The organism is Streptomyces cinerochromogenes (genome assembly GCF_014648635.1).
Classification (GTDB): domain Bacteria; phylum Actinomycetota; class Actinomycetes; order Streptomycetales; family Streptomycetaceae; genus Streptomyces; species Streptomyces cinerochromogenes.
The window spans coordinates 172,207-186,028 of the sequence record NZ_BMRM01000001.1 but is presented as its reverse complement, the minus strand read 5'-3'; the positions used below and the strand labels follow the sequence as shown (position 1 = coordinate 186,028).

General features: G+C 72.6%; 14 protein-coding genes. 5 read left to right on the top strand and 9 right to left on the bottom strand.

The window, feature by feature from the left end; translation table 11 throughout:
• The first annotated feature begins 32 nt into the window (after positions 1 to 32).
• Both IEZ20_RS00825 and IEZ20_RS00820 read left to right on the top strand, forming a co-directional pair.
• Positions 33 to 827 (top strand): EI24 domain-containing protein, encoded by a 795-nt coding sequence (locus IEZ20_RS00825; protein WP_189294102.1) that lies wholly within the window; start codon positions 33 to 35, stop codon positions 825 to 827.
• The gene (locus IEZ20_RS00820) at positions 824 to 1,438 is read left to right on the top strand and encodes a LysE family translocator (RefSeq protein WP_189294101.1); all 615 of its coding nucleotides are present in this window, start codon (positions 824 to 826) and stop codon (positions 1,436 to 1,438) included. The genes IEZ20_RS00825 and IEZ20_RS00820 overlap by 4 nt, the downstream gene beginning before the upstream one ends.
• On the opposite strand, the gene IEZ20_RS00815 is transcribed toward IEZ20_RS00820, so the two are convergent.
• Both IEZ20_RS00815 and IEZ20_RS00810 read right to left on the bottom strand, forming a co-directional pair.
• Positions 1,410 to 2,663: a pyroglutamyl-peptidase I gene (locus tag IEZ20_RS00815; protein WP_189294100.1), complete on the bottom strand. Its 1,254-nt coding sequence runs from the start codon at positions 2,661 to 2,663 to the stop codon at positions 1,410 to 1,412. The genes IEZ20_RS00820 and IEZ20_RS00815 overlap by 29 nt on opposite strands.
• A gap of 106 nt (positions 2,664 to 2,769) precedes the next feature.
• Positions 2,770 to 3,351, bottom strand: a complete 582-nt coding sequence (locus tag IEZ20_RS00810) for a TetR/AcrR family transcriptional regulator (RefSeq protein WP_189294099.1) — start codon at positions 3,349 to 3,351, stop codon at positions 2,770 to 2,772.
• Between the two features lie 102 nt (positions 3,352 to 3,453).
• On the opposite strand from IEZ20_RS00810, the gene IEZ20_RS00805 reads away from it, so the two are divergent.
• Positions 3,454 to 5,895, top strand: coding sequence for a beta-glucosidase H (locus IEZ20_RS00805; RefSeq protein WP_189294098.1), 2,442 nt, complete (start codon positions 3,454 to 3,456; stop codon positions 5,893 to 5,895).
• Between the two features lie 259 nt (positions 5,896 to 6,154).
• On the opposite strand, the gene IEZ20_RS00800 is transcribed toward IEZ20_RS00805, so the two are convergent.
• Positions 6,155 to 6,976, bottom strand: coding sequence for a hypothetical protein (locus IEZ20_RS00800; protein ID WP_189294097.1), 822 nt, complete (start codon positions 6,974 to 6,976; stop codon positions 6,155 to 6,157).
• Positions 6,977 to 7,046: 70 nt separating this feature from the next.
• A complete protein-coding gene (locus IEZ20_RS00795; protein WP_189294096.1) occupies positions 7,047 to 8,024 on the bottom strand; it encodes an aldose epimerase family protein in 978 nt (325 codons plus the stop codon).
• A 163-nt stretch (positions 8,025 to 8,187) separates the two neighbouring features.
• Between IEZ20_RS00795 and IEZ20_RS00790 the strand changes: the two genes are divergently transcribed.
• On the top strand, positions 8,188 to 8,358 hold the full coding sequence (locus IEZ20_RS00790; protein ID WP_189294095.1) for a hypothetical protein: 171 nt from the start codon (positions 8,188 to 8,190) through the stop codon (positions 8,356 to 8,358).
• Positions 8,359 to 8,399: 41 nt separating this feature from the next.
• Here IEZ20_RS00790 and IEZ20_RS00785 read toward each other — a convergent pair whose 3' ends face one another.
• Complete coding sequence (locus tag IEZ20_RS00785) at positions 8,400 to 9,284, bottom strand: SGNH/GDSL hydrolase family protein (RefSeq protein WP_189294094.1); 885 nt, start codon at positions 9,282 to 9,284, stop codon at positions 8,400 to 8,402.
• A 256-nt stretch (positions 9,285 to 9,540) separates the two neighbouring features.
• Here IEZ20_RS00785 and IEZ20_RS00780 point away from each other — a divergent pair, with 256 nt between their 5' ends.
• Complete coding sequence (locus tag IEZ20_RS00780) at positions 9,541 to 10,035, top strand: DUF3145 domain-containing protein (protein WP_189294093.1); 495 nt, start codon at positions 9,541 to 9,543, stop codon at positions 10,033 to 10,035.
• Between the two features lie 72 nt (positions 10,036 to 10,107).
• Here IEZ20_RS00780 and fabF read toward each other — a convergent pair whose 3' ends face one another.
• The 4 genes from fabF to IEZ20_RS00760 form a co-directional block, all read right to left on the bottom strand.
• Positions 10,108 to 11,370, bottom strand: a complete 1,263-nt coding sequence (fabF, locus tag IEZ20_RS00775) for a beta-ketoacyl-ACP synthase II (RefSeq protein ID WP_189294092.1) — start codon at positions 11,368 to 11,370, stop codon at positions 10,108 to 10,110.
• A gap of 119 nt (positions 11,371 to 11,489) precedes the next feature.
• Positions 11,490 to 11,738, bottom strand: a complete 249-nt coding sequence (locus IEZ20_RS00770; RefSeq protein ID WP_189294091.1) for an acyl carrier protein — start codon at positions 11,736 to 11,738, stop codon at positions 11,490 to 11,492.
• 81 nt (positions 11,739 to 11,819) lie between these two features.
• Entirely contained in the window at positions 11,820 to 12,851 is a 1,032-nt protein-coding gene (locus tag IEZ20_RS00765) for a ketoacyl-ACP synthase III (protein WP_189294090.1), read from the bottom strand.
• Positions 12,852 to 12,864: 13 nt separating this feature from the next.
• On the bottom strand, positions 12,865 to 13,791 hold the full coding sequence (locus tag IEZ20_RS00760; protein WP_189294089.1) for an ACP S-malonyltransferase: 927 nt from the start codon (positions 13,789 to 13,791) through the stop codon (positions 12,865 to 12,867).
• Positions 13,792 to 13,822: the final 31 nt, after the last annotated feature.

The following is a 13,822-nucleotide window of genomic DNA, read 5'->3' as shown; positions in this document are numbered from 1 at the left end:
CACTGTCACACCCAGCCAGTAGAGTCCTCGCCATGCGCGATCTTGGGGTGGGTTTCGGTTATCTGCTGAAGGGCCAGCGGTGGGCGGCCCGGCACAGGCGCAGTTACGGCTTCGGGCTGCTGCCCGGCCTGATCACGCTGGTGCTGTACACCGCCGCGCTCGTCGCGCTCGCCCTGTGGGGCGAGGACGCGGTCGGCTGGGCGACCCCGTTCGCGGACGACTGGTCCAGCCCCTGGCAGGGCCTGTTCCGCGGTTTCCTGACCGCCGTCCTCTTCGCGCTCGGCCTGCTGCTGGCCGTGCTGACGTTCACCGCCGTCACCCTGCTGGTCGGCCAGCCCTTCTACGAGAGCCTCTCGGAGCGGGCCGACGCCGACGCCTCGCCCGACGGCACCGCTCCCCGGTCCGACCTCCCGCTCTGGCGCGAGCTGTGGATCTCGGCCCGGGACAGCCTGCGCGTCCTGGTCCGGGCCGGCCTGTGGGGCGTCCTGCTCTTCGCGCTCGGCTTCCTGCCGTTCGTCGGGCAGACCGCCGTCCCCGTGATCGGCTTCTTCGTCACCGGTTTCTTCCTCACCGAGGAACTCGCCGCCGTGGCCCTGCAGCGCCGGGGGGTCGACCTGCGCGCCCGCCTCACCCTGCTCCGCTCCCGCAAGACCCTGGCCTGGGGCTTCGGCACACCCCTGGGCCTGGCCTTCCTGGTTCCGTTCGTCGCGGTGTTCCTGATGCCGGGCGCGGTCGCGGGCGCCACGCTCCTCGCCCGTGACCTGCTGGGCGAGGAGACCGCGGGGGACGGCACCGACGAGCCCGAAGAGGAGAACGCCACGCCGTGACCGAGGTACTCGCCGTAGCCGTCATCACCGTCCTGGCCGTCATCGCCCCCGGCGCCGACTTCGCGATGATCGTCCGCAACAGCTATCTGTACGGCCGCCGCACCGGCCTGTTCGCCGCCGCCGGAGTCGCCGCCGGCGTACTGGTCCACGTCACCTACACGATGCTCGGCGTGGGCCTGCTGATCGCCTCCTCCACCTTCCTGTTCACGGTCATCAAGCTGATCGGCGCCGCCTACCTCGTCTACATCGGCGTACGCACCTTCCGCACCCGCGGCGAGGTCGAGGTCGACCTGGAGCACAAGGCCACGCTGACCCCGCTCGCCGCGCTGCGCACCGGCTTCCTCACCAACGTCCTCAACCCCAAGACGACCCTGTTCGTCGTCTCCACCTTCGCCCAGGTCGTCAGCCCCGGCACACCGGTGTGGCGGCAGGCGGGCTACGGCCTGTTCATGTCGCTGGCCCACCTGCTGTGGTTCGGCGTCGTCGCGCTCTTCTTCTCGCAGGAGCGCATGCGCACGCTGATGCTCCGCGCCCAGAAGGTCCTCAACAAGGCCATCGGCTCTGTCCTCGCCGGTCTCGGCATCAGCCTGGCCTTCGCTCCGTCGCACTGACGGCCACGGCGACGATCGCCCGCACCTGGGCGATGATGTCCAGCCGGTTGCGGACGAACTCGGGGTCGGTCACCTCGGTGGTGTTCCCGGCCCCGAACTGCAGCACCGGGGTGTGCACATGCCCGCCCGGCAGCGTGTCGTGCAGGCCGAGCCGGTCCCGCAGCAGAGTGGCCCGGTAGGCGATCTCGTTGGACAGGTAGTCGCCGCCGCCCCCGGCCCGGGCGGTGGAGCCGGGGGTCGGCCCGTCCGGCCGCACCACGGGCTCGCTCCCGCCCGCGGGTATCTCGGTGACCTGCGTGTGGTCGTACACCGGGAAACGCCCGGTGTGCGCGGCCGTGACGGCGGCGTACGGCAGGGTCGTGGCCGTCCACTGCGGCTGCGTCGCCGGGTCCGTGACCGGTACGGTCTCCGTCCGGCTGACGTTGTCGTTGTCCGGGAAGCCGCCGCGCCAGGCGCCGTTGGTGCGCTCGATGTCGAACCGGCCGACCCGGCCCTGGCTCACGGTCGTGAACAGGTCCGCCGTCGGCAGGTACGGCCGCAGGGTCCGCTCCACCGTGCCCTCGGCGAAGTCCCGCCAGCACACCGGGAACACGGCGGTCTCGATGCGCGCCGGTCCCGCCGCCGTCTCGACGACGGTGCCGTCCAGCGCGAGCGCCGTCGCCCCGGACGGGTTGGAGGTGCGGATGTCCCGGTCGAGCGTGAAGGGGTCGAAGCCGGTGAGGACGACCCGGCGCGACGGGCCCCCGGCCGGGTAGCGGATGTCGGTCTGCCCGCGGGAGGTCCGCTCCAGCCGGTCGAGCAGCGCGCCGCGCTGCCGCTCCGTGAGGGCGAAGTCCGGCCGCCAGGTGCGTACGTCCCGGGTCATGCCCAACCGGGCCCAGTACAGGGGCCGGTCGTCGTCCCGGGACAGGTCGCCGCCCGCCGGGCCGCGTCCCTGCGCGCGGTCCACCGCCCGCCGCCACAGGGCGGTCCCCTCGCGTACGACGACGCGGCGGGCCTGTGCGTAGGAGCGCGCGTGTTCCAGTGCGCGGCCGAACTCCGGTGCCGCGTCGTCGAACCCGGAGCGGCGGAGGATCTCCCGGGGGACGGCCTGGTCGAGCCGCTGCTCCTCGACGGTGGGGGAGGGGACGGTGGGGGAGGGGGTGGCGGGAGCGGCGGCGGGGAGGGCCAGGCCGGTGAGCAGGACCGAGCCGAGGGCGGCGAGGCGTATACGTAGGGGACGCAAGGGAGTCGGGCTCCTTCCGGGGACGCCGAAATTCCGCCCCACCGTACTCGGCCGCGGGCCGGCGGGGGCCGGTCGCGCGGTCCCCGCGCCCCCGCGGAGCGCTCCCTCAGTCCACCCGTTCCCCCAGCAGCCGCAGGAAGTCCCGGAACGCGCCCGGCATGTCGACCGAGTCCGGGTCCAGGAGCCACTGGTACTGGAGGCCGTCCATCACGGCGACGAGCAGGGGGGCGGTCCGTTCGGGGGTGAGGCCGCTCGGGAGCAGGTCGCCGTACTCGCTGCGCAGGACGGCGGTCATGGAGGCGCGCACGCGCGCGTACCGCTCGGTGAAGTAGCCCCGCGCCGGATGACCCTCCGTCACGCTCTCGCCGAGCAGCGCGGAGAAGGTCTGGATGATCGCCGGCCGCATCGCGTTGTACTCGACCAGCGAGGCCAGCAGGTCCGTCCGCCACTGCGAGTCCGGCACCGCGTCCCACCGGTCCCGGTCCTGGAGCACGGCCACCAGCAGCGCCTCCTTGGTGGGGAAGTGGTGCAGCAGCCCCTGCTGGGTGAGCCCGACCCGCTCCGCCACGGCCGTGAGGCTCGCGCCCCGGTAACCGCGCTCGGCGATCACCTCCAACGCGGCCCCCACGATCTCCGCGCGCCGCTCCTCGCCCCTGACCCTCGCCTTCATGACGTCACCGTACGGCATCCCCGCCCCGCCGACATAACGCCAAGGTTACGAAACCTACCGCATTACAGGTAACACGGGCACGATGGAGGCACCTGCACGGACTCGACGAGGAGGAACCCGATGGCGGGAGCCCAGCCCACCCCGGCCGACACGGCCCGCGAGGCGGTCGTGGAGGCCGCCCTCCGCGCGCTCGACCTGGACGCCAAGACCCGGCTGCTGGCCGGGCAGGACATGTGGAGCCTGCCCGCGCTGCCCGAGATCGGCCTGGGCTCCCTGGTCATGTCGGACGGCCCGATCGGCGTCCGGGGCGTGCACTGGAGCGCCGACGACCCCTCCGTGGCCCTGCCCTCACCGACCGCGCTCGCCGCCACCTGGGACCCCGGTCTCGCCCGCCGCGCCGGTGTGCTGCTCGCCCAGGAGGCCCGCCGCAAGGGCGTCCACGTCCTGCTCGCGCCCACCGTCAACCTGCACCGCTCCCCGCTCGGCGGCCGCCACTTCGAGTGCTACAGCGAGGACCCGTACCTGACCGGTGTCATCGGCACCGGCTATGTCACCGGCGTCCAGTCCGGCGGAGTCGGCACCACCGTCAAGCACTTCGTCGCCAACGACGCCGAGACCGACCGCCTCACCGTGAACAACCTGGTCCCCGAACGCGCCCTGCGCGAGCTGTACCTGGCCCCCTTCGAGGCCATCGTCACCGGCGCCCGCCCCTGGGGCGTCATGACCGCCTACAACACGGTCAACGGCACGACGATGACCGAGCACCACCACCTCGTGAACGAAGTCCTGCGCGGCGAGTGGGGCTTCGACGGCTTCAACGTCTCCGACTGGACGGCCGCCCGGGACACGGTCGCCGCCGCCCACGGCGGCCTCGACGTCGCCATGCCCGGCCCCCGGACCGTGTACGGACCCGCCCTCGCCCAGGCCGTGCGCGACGGCAGGGTCGGCGAGGCCACCGTCGACGCGGCCGTCCGCCGGGTGCTCCGCCTCGCCGCCCGCGTCGGCATCCTCGCCGGTGCCGAACCGGTGGTCCCCGAGCCGCCCGCGCCGGTCGACGGAGAGGCCCTGGCCCGCGAGATCGCCCGCCGCTCCTTCGTCCTCCTGCGCAACGAGCGCGGCGCGCTCCCGCTGCGGCCCGGCGCCACCGTGGCCCTGATCGGCGCCGCCGCCCGCGACGCCCGCGTCCTCGGCGGCGGCTCCGCCACCGTCTTCCCGGCCCGCACCGTCTCCCCGCTCGACGGCCTCACGGCCGCCCTCCCCGACGGCACCCTCAGCTACGCCGTCGGCGCCGATCCCGCCACCGAACTGGCCGTCGCCGACCAGGGCTTCACCCTGCGGGCCGTCTGCCGGAACGCCGCCGGCGACGTCATCGGCACCCGCTCCGCCCCCGGCGGCCAGATCCAGTGGATGGGCTCCGACCTCCCCGACGGCGTCACCCACGCCACCCTCCACACCATCGAACTGACCGGCACCTTCACCCCCCGCGAGTCCGGCCCGCACACCTTCGGCATCAAGGGCACGGGCCCCTTCACCCTCACCGTCGACGGCACCACGTACTACGACGACGTGCAGCGTCCCGCCGAGGACGACCCCTTCGACGCCTTCTTCGGCGCCCCCGTTCCCCGCGCCGAGACCGAGCTGACCGCCGGCGAACCGGTCGACATCTCCCTCACCCACGTCGTCCATCTCCCCGAGGACCTGTCGATGAAGGTGATCGCCTTCGCGCTCGCCCACTCCGGTCCGCAGCGCGATCCCGACGAGCTGATCGCCGAGGCCGCCGAGGCAGCCCGGCGCGCCGACACGGCCGTGGTCGTGGTCGCCACCACCGACCGCGTCGAGTCCGAGGGCTTCGACCGCCGGGACCTGAGGCTGCCCGGCCGCCAGGACGACCTGGTCCGCGCGGTCGCCGCCGCCAACCCGAACACGGTCGTGGTCGTCAACGCCGGCTCCCCGGTGGAGCTGCCCTGGCGGGACGAGGTCGCCGCCGTCCTGCTGACCTGGTTCCCCGGCCAGGAGGGCGGCGCCGCCCTCGCCGACGTGCTCACCGGCGCCCACGAGCCCGGCGGACGGCTCCCCACCACCTGGGGCTCCCTCGCCGACGCCCCGGTCACCCAGGTCGTCCCGGTCGACGGAGAACTGCCGTACACCGAGGGCGTGTTCATCGGCCACAGCGCGTGGGAGAGGGCCGGCCGCACCCCCTCGTACCCCTTCGGCCACGGCCTCGGCTACACCGACTGGGCCTACGAGTCGCTGGAGGTCGACGGCACCACCGTGCGCGTCCGCGTGCGCAACACCGGCGAGCGGGCCGGCCGGGAGGTCGTCCAGGTCTACGTCTCACCGGCCGGGCCCGGCCCCGAGCGTCCGGCGCGCCGGCTGGCGGGCTTCGCGTCGGTCGAGGCCGGGCCCGGCCAGAGCGCCGAGGCCGACGTCGAGCTGTCGCGCCGCGCCTTCGAGGTCTGGGACGAGGAGGCGAAGGCGTGGTCGTGTGTGAAGGGTTCGTACGAGATCACCGCCGGACGCTCGATCGCCGACCGCCGGCTGATCGCCCCGATTAACGTCTGATCCGGGACAAGTCTCCCCGCATGAGCAGCCCCGGCCCGGGACCTGACCCCTGGGCCGGGGCTCGGCATGTGCGTTTAACAGCGTTGCGTCCCGTTCGTCAAGGTACGAGTTCCCGGAACCTGACCGGGGTGCGGCCGCCGGGGTTCATTTGAAGCAGCCCGGGAACGGCTCGGGCACCAACCCCCACGGAGGCGGATTCCCATGACGAACATCGAGCGCAAGAACTACAAGAAGCGCCTGGCGATGCTGGCCACCACGGTCACCCTGGCAGCCGGCGGTGTCCTGCTCCCCACCGCTGCCTTCGCCGCACCGGCGGCCGCACCGCACTCGGCCCACACCCAGCTGCTGCACCACGGCCACCACAAGCCGCACCACCCTCATGTGATTCCTCAGGGTAATGGGGCCGGTGCGGGTGCGGGCGCCGGTGCTGGTGCTGGTGCCGGTGGTGGCGCTGGTGCCGGTGCTGGAGCGGGTGCCGGTGCGGGTGCCGGTGCTGGTGCTGGTGGTGGAGCCGGTGCGGGTGCGGGCGCCGGTGCGGGTGCTGGGGCGGGTGCCGGTGCTGGCGGTGGTGCGGGTGCCGGTGCTGGGGCTGGTGCCGGTGCTGGTGCTGGTGCCGGTGCTGGCGGTGGTGCGGGTGCCGGTGCTGGGGCTGGTGCCGGCGCTGGAGCCGGTGCGGGTGCCGGTGGTGGCGCTGGTGCTGGAGCCGGTGCCGGTGCGGGTGCTGGGGCCGGTGCGGGTGCCGGCGGTGGAGCCGGTGCGGGTGCGGGTGCTGGAGCCGGTGCAGGCGCTGGAGCCGGTGCCGGTGGTGGAGCCGGTGCGGGTGCCGGGGCTGGTGCTGGTGCTGGGGCTGGTGCGGGTGCTGGTGGTGGAGCCGGTGCGGGTGCCGGGGCTGGCGCGGGTGCCGGTGCGGGTGCGGGTGCTGGTGGTGGCGCCGGTGCTGGTGCTGGCGCTGGTGCTGGTGCTGGTGCTGGTGCCGGCGGTGGTGCCGGTGCTGGTGCTGGTGCTGGCGCTGGTGCCGGTGCCGGAGCCGGGGGCTGAGCCCCGCGGTCCGGGCGGTGAGGACCGTCTGGTTCCTCGCCACGGTCGAGGCCTTCGGGCCGGTGGGACTTCCGTCCCGCCGGCGCGGAGGCCTCCTCCGCGTCGCCGGCCGGTCAGGGCGTCGAGAGGGCGTACACCGTCTCGGAACGGAAGACCTCGCCGGGCCGCAGCACCGTGCTCGGGAAGTCGGGCCGGTTCGGCGAGTCCGGGAAGTGCTGCGTCTCCAGGGCGATCCCGGCGCCGGGGGAGAACGGCCCGGAGAGATGGTCGGCGGTGTACAGCTGGAGGCCGGGCTCGGTCGTCGCGACCGTCAGCCTCCGCCCGGACGCGGGGTCGTACAGCTCGGCCACCTCCTCGGCCGCGCCGGTCACCCCCTTGTCGAGGACGAAGTTGTGGTCGTAGCCGGAGCCGGTCCTGCGGGCCGTACGGAAGTCGAAGCGGGTGCCCGTCACGTCCGCAGGCTCCCCGGCCGGGATCAGGTCCGCGTCCGCCGGCGTGTACCGGGACGCGGCCAGCCGCAGCTCGTGCGTGCCGGCGGGACCGGAACCGGAGCCGCTCAGGTTCCAGTACGTGTGCTGGGTGAGGTTCACGACCGTCGGCGCGTCGGTGTCCGCCTCGTAGACGATCCGCAGCGCACCCGACTCCGTCAGCGTGTACGTCACCGTCACCGCGAGCCGGCCGGGGAAGCCCTCCTCGCCGTCCGGGCTCACCCGGCTCAGCCGCAGCCCGTGCGCCACCGGCTCCACGTCCCACACCCGCTTGTCGAACCCGCGCTCACCGCCGTGCAGCGAGTTCGGGCCGTTGTTCCGCGCCAGCGCGTACGTCCGGCCGTCCAGGCAGAACCGGCCGCCCGCGATCCGGTTCGCGTACCGGCCGATCACGGCGCCCAGATAGGGCTCCGGGTGGGCCAGGTAGCCGGCGAGCTCCGGGAACCCCAGCACCACGTCCGTCGTCCGCCCGGCCCCGTCCGGGACCTCGACCGACTGCACGATCCCGCCGTACGACAGCACCCGCACCCGCACCCCGCCGCGCTCCAGCGTCCACCGGTGCACCGGGGTGCCGTCGGAAAGTGTGCCGAAAAGTTCGCTCATGTGGAAAACCCTAGTAGTGCCGTCGGAAGTCGCATCCGCCGCGAGTGACGGTTCACCGCATGCGCCCCGCCCGCACTTGACGGGGTGTCGTGTGTCTGGTGGTGTTTCCCGTCGCCCCGCCCGCTGTCGGGGCGGACGAGGACTCATCACGCGCGGGGGACGCATGAGTGATCGCGAGCTGTGGGCGAGTGCGGGCCTGCTGGCCACATTCCTGGGCTTCGTCGTGTCGGTCTTCGCCGGTCCTCCGGCCTGGTTCCTGGGCATCTTGTTCGCCGCACTGGCCGTGAGCGTACTGATCATCTGGACCGAGCAGAAGAAGCGCGGGCACCGCTGAAGCCGCGCTGCCTGTCCGACCCGCTCACCGAACGGGGCCGGTCACGGATTTCCCGCCGTGATCCTCCGGTACGCGATCTCCGCCAGCCGCGCCTGGCCGTCCTTGCTGGGATGGAACCAGTCCCAGTGACTGAGCTGGTCCGTGCCGAAGCGGTAGTCGTGCACCGCGTTGCCGTCGAAGCGGCAGCGGCGGTCCTTGGCGCAGACCTCCGCCAGCACCTTGTTGTACGCCACGACCCGCTGCTGCACGGCGTCCCGGCGCAGCATCGCCGCGCTGGTCAGATCGTCCGCGTCACCGAGCATCGAGGGGCAGATGCCGAGCTTCCACACCTGCTTGCCCAGCGGGTTCGACCGGCCCTCGGACCACAGCCGCTTCAGGTTCGGCACGCTCGACACGTACACCTGCGTCTTCGGCAGCGCCGAGCGCAGCGTGTCCAGCGCCTCCTCGAAGTCCGCGCGGAAGTCGGCCACCGGGGTCATCGCCGACGCCGAGGAACGGCAGGCGTCGTTCGCCCCCACCATCACCGTCACCAACTCCGGGCGGCGGGCCACCGCCTGCTCCATCTGCCCGGGCAGGTCGGCCATGCGGGCGCCGGTCACCGCGTAGTTCCAGCTGCGCTCCGCCGCGCCCGTCACCCCCAGCAGCCGCACCGCCAGACTGTCCACCCGGGCGTCGCTGCCCGTCGCCCACGACACCTCCGGGCAGTCCGACAGCACCGTGCACGCGTCGAAGCCGCGGGTGATGGAGTCGCCCACCGCGGCGATGGAGTCCGGACTGCGGTCCCACACCGGTGGCCGGGCCGCGCGTGCCGTGGTGCTGTGGGGCGCCGGTGAACGCCCGTCCCCGCCGGCGCAGCCGGCGGCTCCCAGCACCACGGCCGTCACGACGGCGAGAACGGCCCGCACACGGTGGCTTGGCTTCCGCATCCCTGGTGTTCTCCTCGCTCGACGGTCGGCACTCCCCTCCCATAACAACGTGCGAGGGTTCCCGCCCCGGCACCTGGGAACGGCGCACCCCCGTACAAGCGTCCCCCTGGGTGAATGGCGGCGGTTTCCTGGCACCGGGACCGACGGTACGTCACACTCCTTGCCCCGCCGCAAGGTAGCCTCGCCATCAACGCGGCCGTCGCGCCACTGCCGCCCAGCCAGTCCGCAAGATGTCCCGCTCTGCCCGGAGGTTCCGGTGACGACACGTGGAGTTCTGTACGTGCACTCCGCGCCGCGCGCGCTGTGCCCGCACGTCGAGTGGGCCGTCGCCGGGGTGCTCGGCACGCGCGTCAACCTCGACTGGATCCGGCAGCCCGCGGCCCCCGGCACCTGGCGCTCGGAGTTCTCCTGGCAGGGCGAGGCCGGCACCGCCTCCAAGCTCGCCTCCGCGCTGCGCGGCTGGCATCTGCTGCGCTTCGAGGTCACCGCCGAGCCCTGCCCGACCGCCGAGGGCGAGCGCTACAGCTGCACCCCCGACCTCGGCATCTTCCACGCCGTCACCGGCATCCACGGCGACATCCTGATCCCCGAGGACCGCCTGCGCGCCGCACTGACGCGGTCCAGACAGGGGGAGACCGACCTGGAGGCGGAGATCGCCAAGCTCCTGGGCAAGCCGTGGGACGACGAGCTGGAGCCGTTCCGCTACGCGGGCGAGGGCGCCCCGGTCCGCTGGCTGCACCAGGTGGTGTGAGCGTCCCGTCCCGGACCACCGGACACGCCGAAGGGCCCTCACCAGCCGGTGAGGGCCCTTCGCTCACGTCTTTCAGACGGTCCGGAACGCCAGGACCACGTTGTGCCCGCCGAACCCGAACGAGTCGTTCAGCGCGGCGATCCGGCCCTCGGGCAGCTGACGGGCCTCACCGGTCACCACGTCCGCGTTGACCTCCGGGTCGAGGTTCTCCACGTTGATGGTCGGCGGAGCCGTGCGGTTCACCAGGGCCAGGATCGAGGCGACGGTCTCGACACCGCCGGCGCCGCCGAGCAGGTGACCGGTCATCGACTTGGTCGCGGAGATCGCCATGTGGTCGACGTCGTCGCCGAACACCTTCCGCAGCGCCTTGATCTCGGCGACGTCACCCTGCGGCGTCGAGGTGGCGTGCGCGTTCACGTGCACGATCTCGGCCGGCTTCAGGTCGGTGTTGTCCAGCAGGTTCTGCAGCGCGTGCGCGATGCCGTTGCCGGACGGCTCCGGCTGCGTGATGTGGTGGGCGTCGGCGGAGACGCCCTGCCCGACCGCCTCGACGTAGATCCGGGCACCGCGTGCCTTCGCGTGCTCCTCGGACTCCAGGACGATCACACCGGCGCCCTCGCCGAGCACGAAGCCGTCCCGGCCCGCGTCGTAGGGACGCGAGGCGCCCTGCGGGTCGTCGTTGTTCTTGGACATCGCCATCATGTTGCCGAACGCGGCGATGGGCAGCGGGTGGATGGCGGCCTCGGTACCACCGGCCACGACCACGTCCGCACGCCCGGTGCGGATCATCTCGATCGCGTACCCGATGGCCTCCGCGCCCGAGGCGCAGGCCGAGACCGGGGTGTGCACACCGGCGCGGGCACCCAGCTCGATACCGACGTTGGCCGCCGGGGAGTTGGGCATCAGCATCGGCACGGTGTGCGGGGAGACACGGCGTACGCCCTTGTCCTTGAGGACGTCGTACTGGTCCAGCAGGGTCGTCACGCCGCCGATGCCGGAGGCGATGACCGCACCGAGACGATCGGGGTTCACGGACGAGTCCTCGCCGGCCCTGGCGGTGAAACCGGCGTCCTTCCAGGCCTCCTGAGCGGCGATCAGCGCGAACTGCGCGGACCGGTCCAGCTTGCGGGCCTGCGGGCGCGGGATGATCTCGCCCGGCTCCACGGCGATCTGCGCCGCGATCCGGACGGGCAGCTGGGCCGCCCACTCCTGCTCCAGAGGGCTGACGCCGGACGTGCCGGCGACGAGGGCCTCCCAGGTCGAGGCTGCGTCGCCACCCAGCGGTGTGGTTGCGCCGATACCGGTGACGACCACGGTGCGATTGGTCGGGCTCACGGGAATTCTTTCTCCAACGGAATACGGGAGGACTACCCCCGCCTCAGCGGGGATGACGGCGCCACCGCCGGGTGGCGGGGCCTTGCAGCCTGACGGCCTGTAAGGACCTAAGGGATGACTCAGCCCTGGTGGTCGAGGATGTACTGCGTCGCGTCGCCGACGGTCTTGAGGTTCTTGACGTCCTCGTCGGGGATCTTCACGTCGAAGCGCTCCTCGGCGGCGACGACGACCTCGACCATGGACAGCGAGTCGACGTCCAGGTCGTCGGTGAAGGACTTGTCCAGCTTGACGTCCTCAACCGGGATGCCGGCGATCTCGTTCACGATTTCGGCGAGACCTTCGACGATCTCTTCCTGGGTGGCGGCCATGTGAGGCGCTCCTTCTTCGATAATCCAGACGGTTTGTGGCAGTTGTCCCCGTTTCGGATCGCATGATCCGGCACGGAGTGCCTAGGGGAGGGTAACGACCGTGGCGGCGTAGACGAGACCCGCCCCGAATCCGATGACGAGCGCGGTGTCGCCGCTCTTCGCCTCCCCGGTTGCCAGGAGCCGCTCCATCGCGAGCGGGATCGAGGCGGCCGAGGTGTTGCCGGTGGTGCGGATGTCACGGGCGACCGTGACGTGCTCCGGCAGCTTCAGCGTCTTCACCATCGAGTCGATGATCCGCACGTTGGCCTGGTGCGGAATGAAGACGTCCAGGTCGTCCGGGGTGATTCCGGCCGCGTCCAGCGCCTGCTGGGCGACCTTCGCCATCTCGAACACGGCCCAGCGGAACACCGCCTGGCCCTCCTGCGTGATCGCAGGGAACTTGATGTTGCCCTCGCTGTCGAGGGGCAGCTGGGAGACGTCACCGAGCCGGAACCGGTCCCACGGGACGGTCTGCTTGATCGTCTCGGACTTGTCGCCCTCCGAGCCCCACACCGTCGGGCCGATCGCCGGCTCCTTCGAGGGGCCGACCACGACCGCGCCGGCGCCGTCGCCGAACAGGAAGGCGGTCGCCCGGTCCTCCAGGTCGGTCAGGTCGCTCAGCCGCTCCACGCCGATGACGAGCACGTACTCGGCGGAACCTTCCACCACCATGCCCTTGGCGAGCGTCAGGCCGTAGCCGAAGCCCGCGCAGCCCGCCGAGATGTCGAAGGCGGCGGCCTTGTCGGTGCCGAGCCTGTCGGCGATCTCGGTGGCGACGGCCGGGGTCTGGCTGAAGTGCGAGACCGTCGAGACGACGACCGCGCCGATCTGCTCGGCGTCGATGCCGGCGTCCGCGATCGCCTTGCCGGAGGCCTCGATCGCCATCGCGGCCACGGTCTCCTCGGGACCCGCCCAGTGCCGGGTCTCGATGCCGGAGCGCGAGCGGATCCACTCGTCGGACGAGTCGATCCTTTCGAGGATCACCTCGTTCGGCACCACCCGGGTCGGCCGGTAGCCGCCGACGCCGAGGATGCGCGCATACGGGGCACCCTTGCTGGGCTTGATCTTCGACATGCTCTCGGGCTCCTTAGGCGCCGGCGTGCTCGGCGATGAGCTCGCGAGCGGCGTCGAGGTCGTCGGGGGTCTTCAGGGCGAGGTTCCTGACCCCGGGCAGGGCCCGCTTGGCCAGGCCGGTCAGGGTGCCGCCCGGGCACACCTCGACGATCGCGGTGACGCCCAGCTCCTTGAACGTCTCCATGCACAGGTCCCAGCGGACCGGGTTGGCGACCTGGCCGACCAGCCGCTCCAGCACCTCGGCGCCGGAGGAGACGGTCCGGCCGTCCTTGTTGGAGACGTAGGGGACCTTCGGGTCGGCCGGCGACAGCTGCCCCGCGGCCTTGGCCAGGGTCTCCACGGCGGGCGCCATGTGGTGGGTGTGGAAGGCGCCGGCCACCTTCAGCGCGACGACCTTGCGGACGCCCTCGGGCTTGTCGTCGTTCAGCGCGGCCAGCTGCTCCAGCGTGCCCGCGGCGACGATCTGGCCCGCGCCGTTGATGTTCGCCGGGGTCAGGCCCAGCTTCTCCAGGTGCGCGACGGAGGTCTCCGGGTCGCCGCCGAGCAGCGCCGCCATGCCGGTCTCGGTGACCGCGGCGGCGTCGGCCATCGCCAGACCCCGCTTGCGGACGAGGCCGAGGGCGGACGTGTCGTCCAGCACACCGGCGAAGGCGGCGGCGGTGATCTCGCCCACGCTGTGACCCGCGACCGCGCCCGGCGCGATCTCGGAGATGTCACCGAGTGCCGCGGCGGACAGGAGGCCGGCGGCCACGAGCAGCGGCTGGGCCACCGCGGTGTCACGGATGGCGTCGGCGTCGGCCTGGGTGCCGTAGTGGACGAGGTCCAGTCCGATGGCGTCCGACCAGGCGGCGACGCGGTCGGCGGCACCGGGCAGTTCGAGCCAGGGGGTCAGGAAGCCGGGCGTCTGAGCGCCCTGGCCGGGAGCGACGAGTACGAGCACTCTCACACTCTCTCTTGGGGACGGCCAGGGC

What these genes read in the sequence shown, in the direction of transcription:
- IEZ20_RS00770 (WP_189294091.1), bottom strand. Translation starts at nt 11,738, where the DNA reads ATGGCCGCCACCCAGGAAGAGATCGTCGAAGGTCTCGCCGAAATCGTG.
- IEZ20_RS00785 (WP_189294094.1), bottom strand. Translation starts at nt 9,284, where the DNA reads ATGCGGAAGCCAAGCCACCGTGTGCGGGCCGTTCTCGCCGTCGTGACG.
- IEZ20_RS00825 (WP_189294102.1), top strand. Translation starts at nt 33, where the DNA reads ATGCGCGATCTTGGGGTGGGTTTCGGTTATCTGCTGAAGGGCCAGCGG.
- IEZ20_RS00810 (WP_189294099.1), bottom strand. Translation starts at nt 3,351, where the DNA reads ATGCCGTACGGTGACGTCATGAAGGCGAGGGTCAGGGGCGAGGAGCGG.
- IEZ20_RS00765 (WP_189294090.1), bottom strand. Translation starts at nt 12,851, where the DNA reads ATGTCGAAGATCAAGCCCAGCAAGGGTGCCCCGTATGCGCGCATCCTC.
- IEZ20_RS00805 (WP_189294098.1), top strand. Translation starts at nt 3,454, where the DNA reads ATGGCGGGAGCCCAGCCCACCCCGGCCGACACGGCCCGCGAGGCGGTC.
- IEZ20_RS00795 (WP_189294096.1), bottom strand. Translation starts at nt 8,024, where the DNA reads ATGAGCGAACTTTTCGGCACACTTTCCGACGGCACCCCGGTGCACCGG.
- IEZ20_RS00790 (WP_189294095.1), top strand. Translation starts at nt 8,188, where the DNA reads ATGAGTGATCGCGAGCTGTGGGCGAGTGCGGGCCTGCTGGCCACATTC.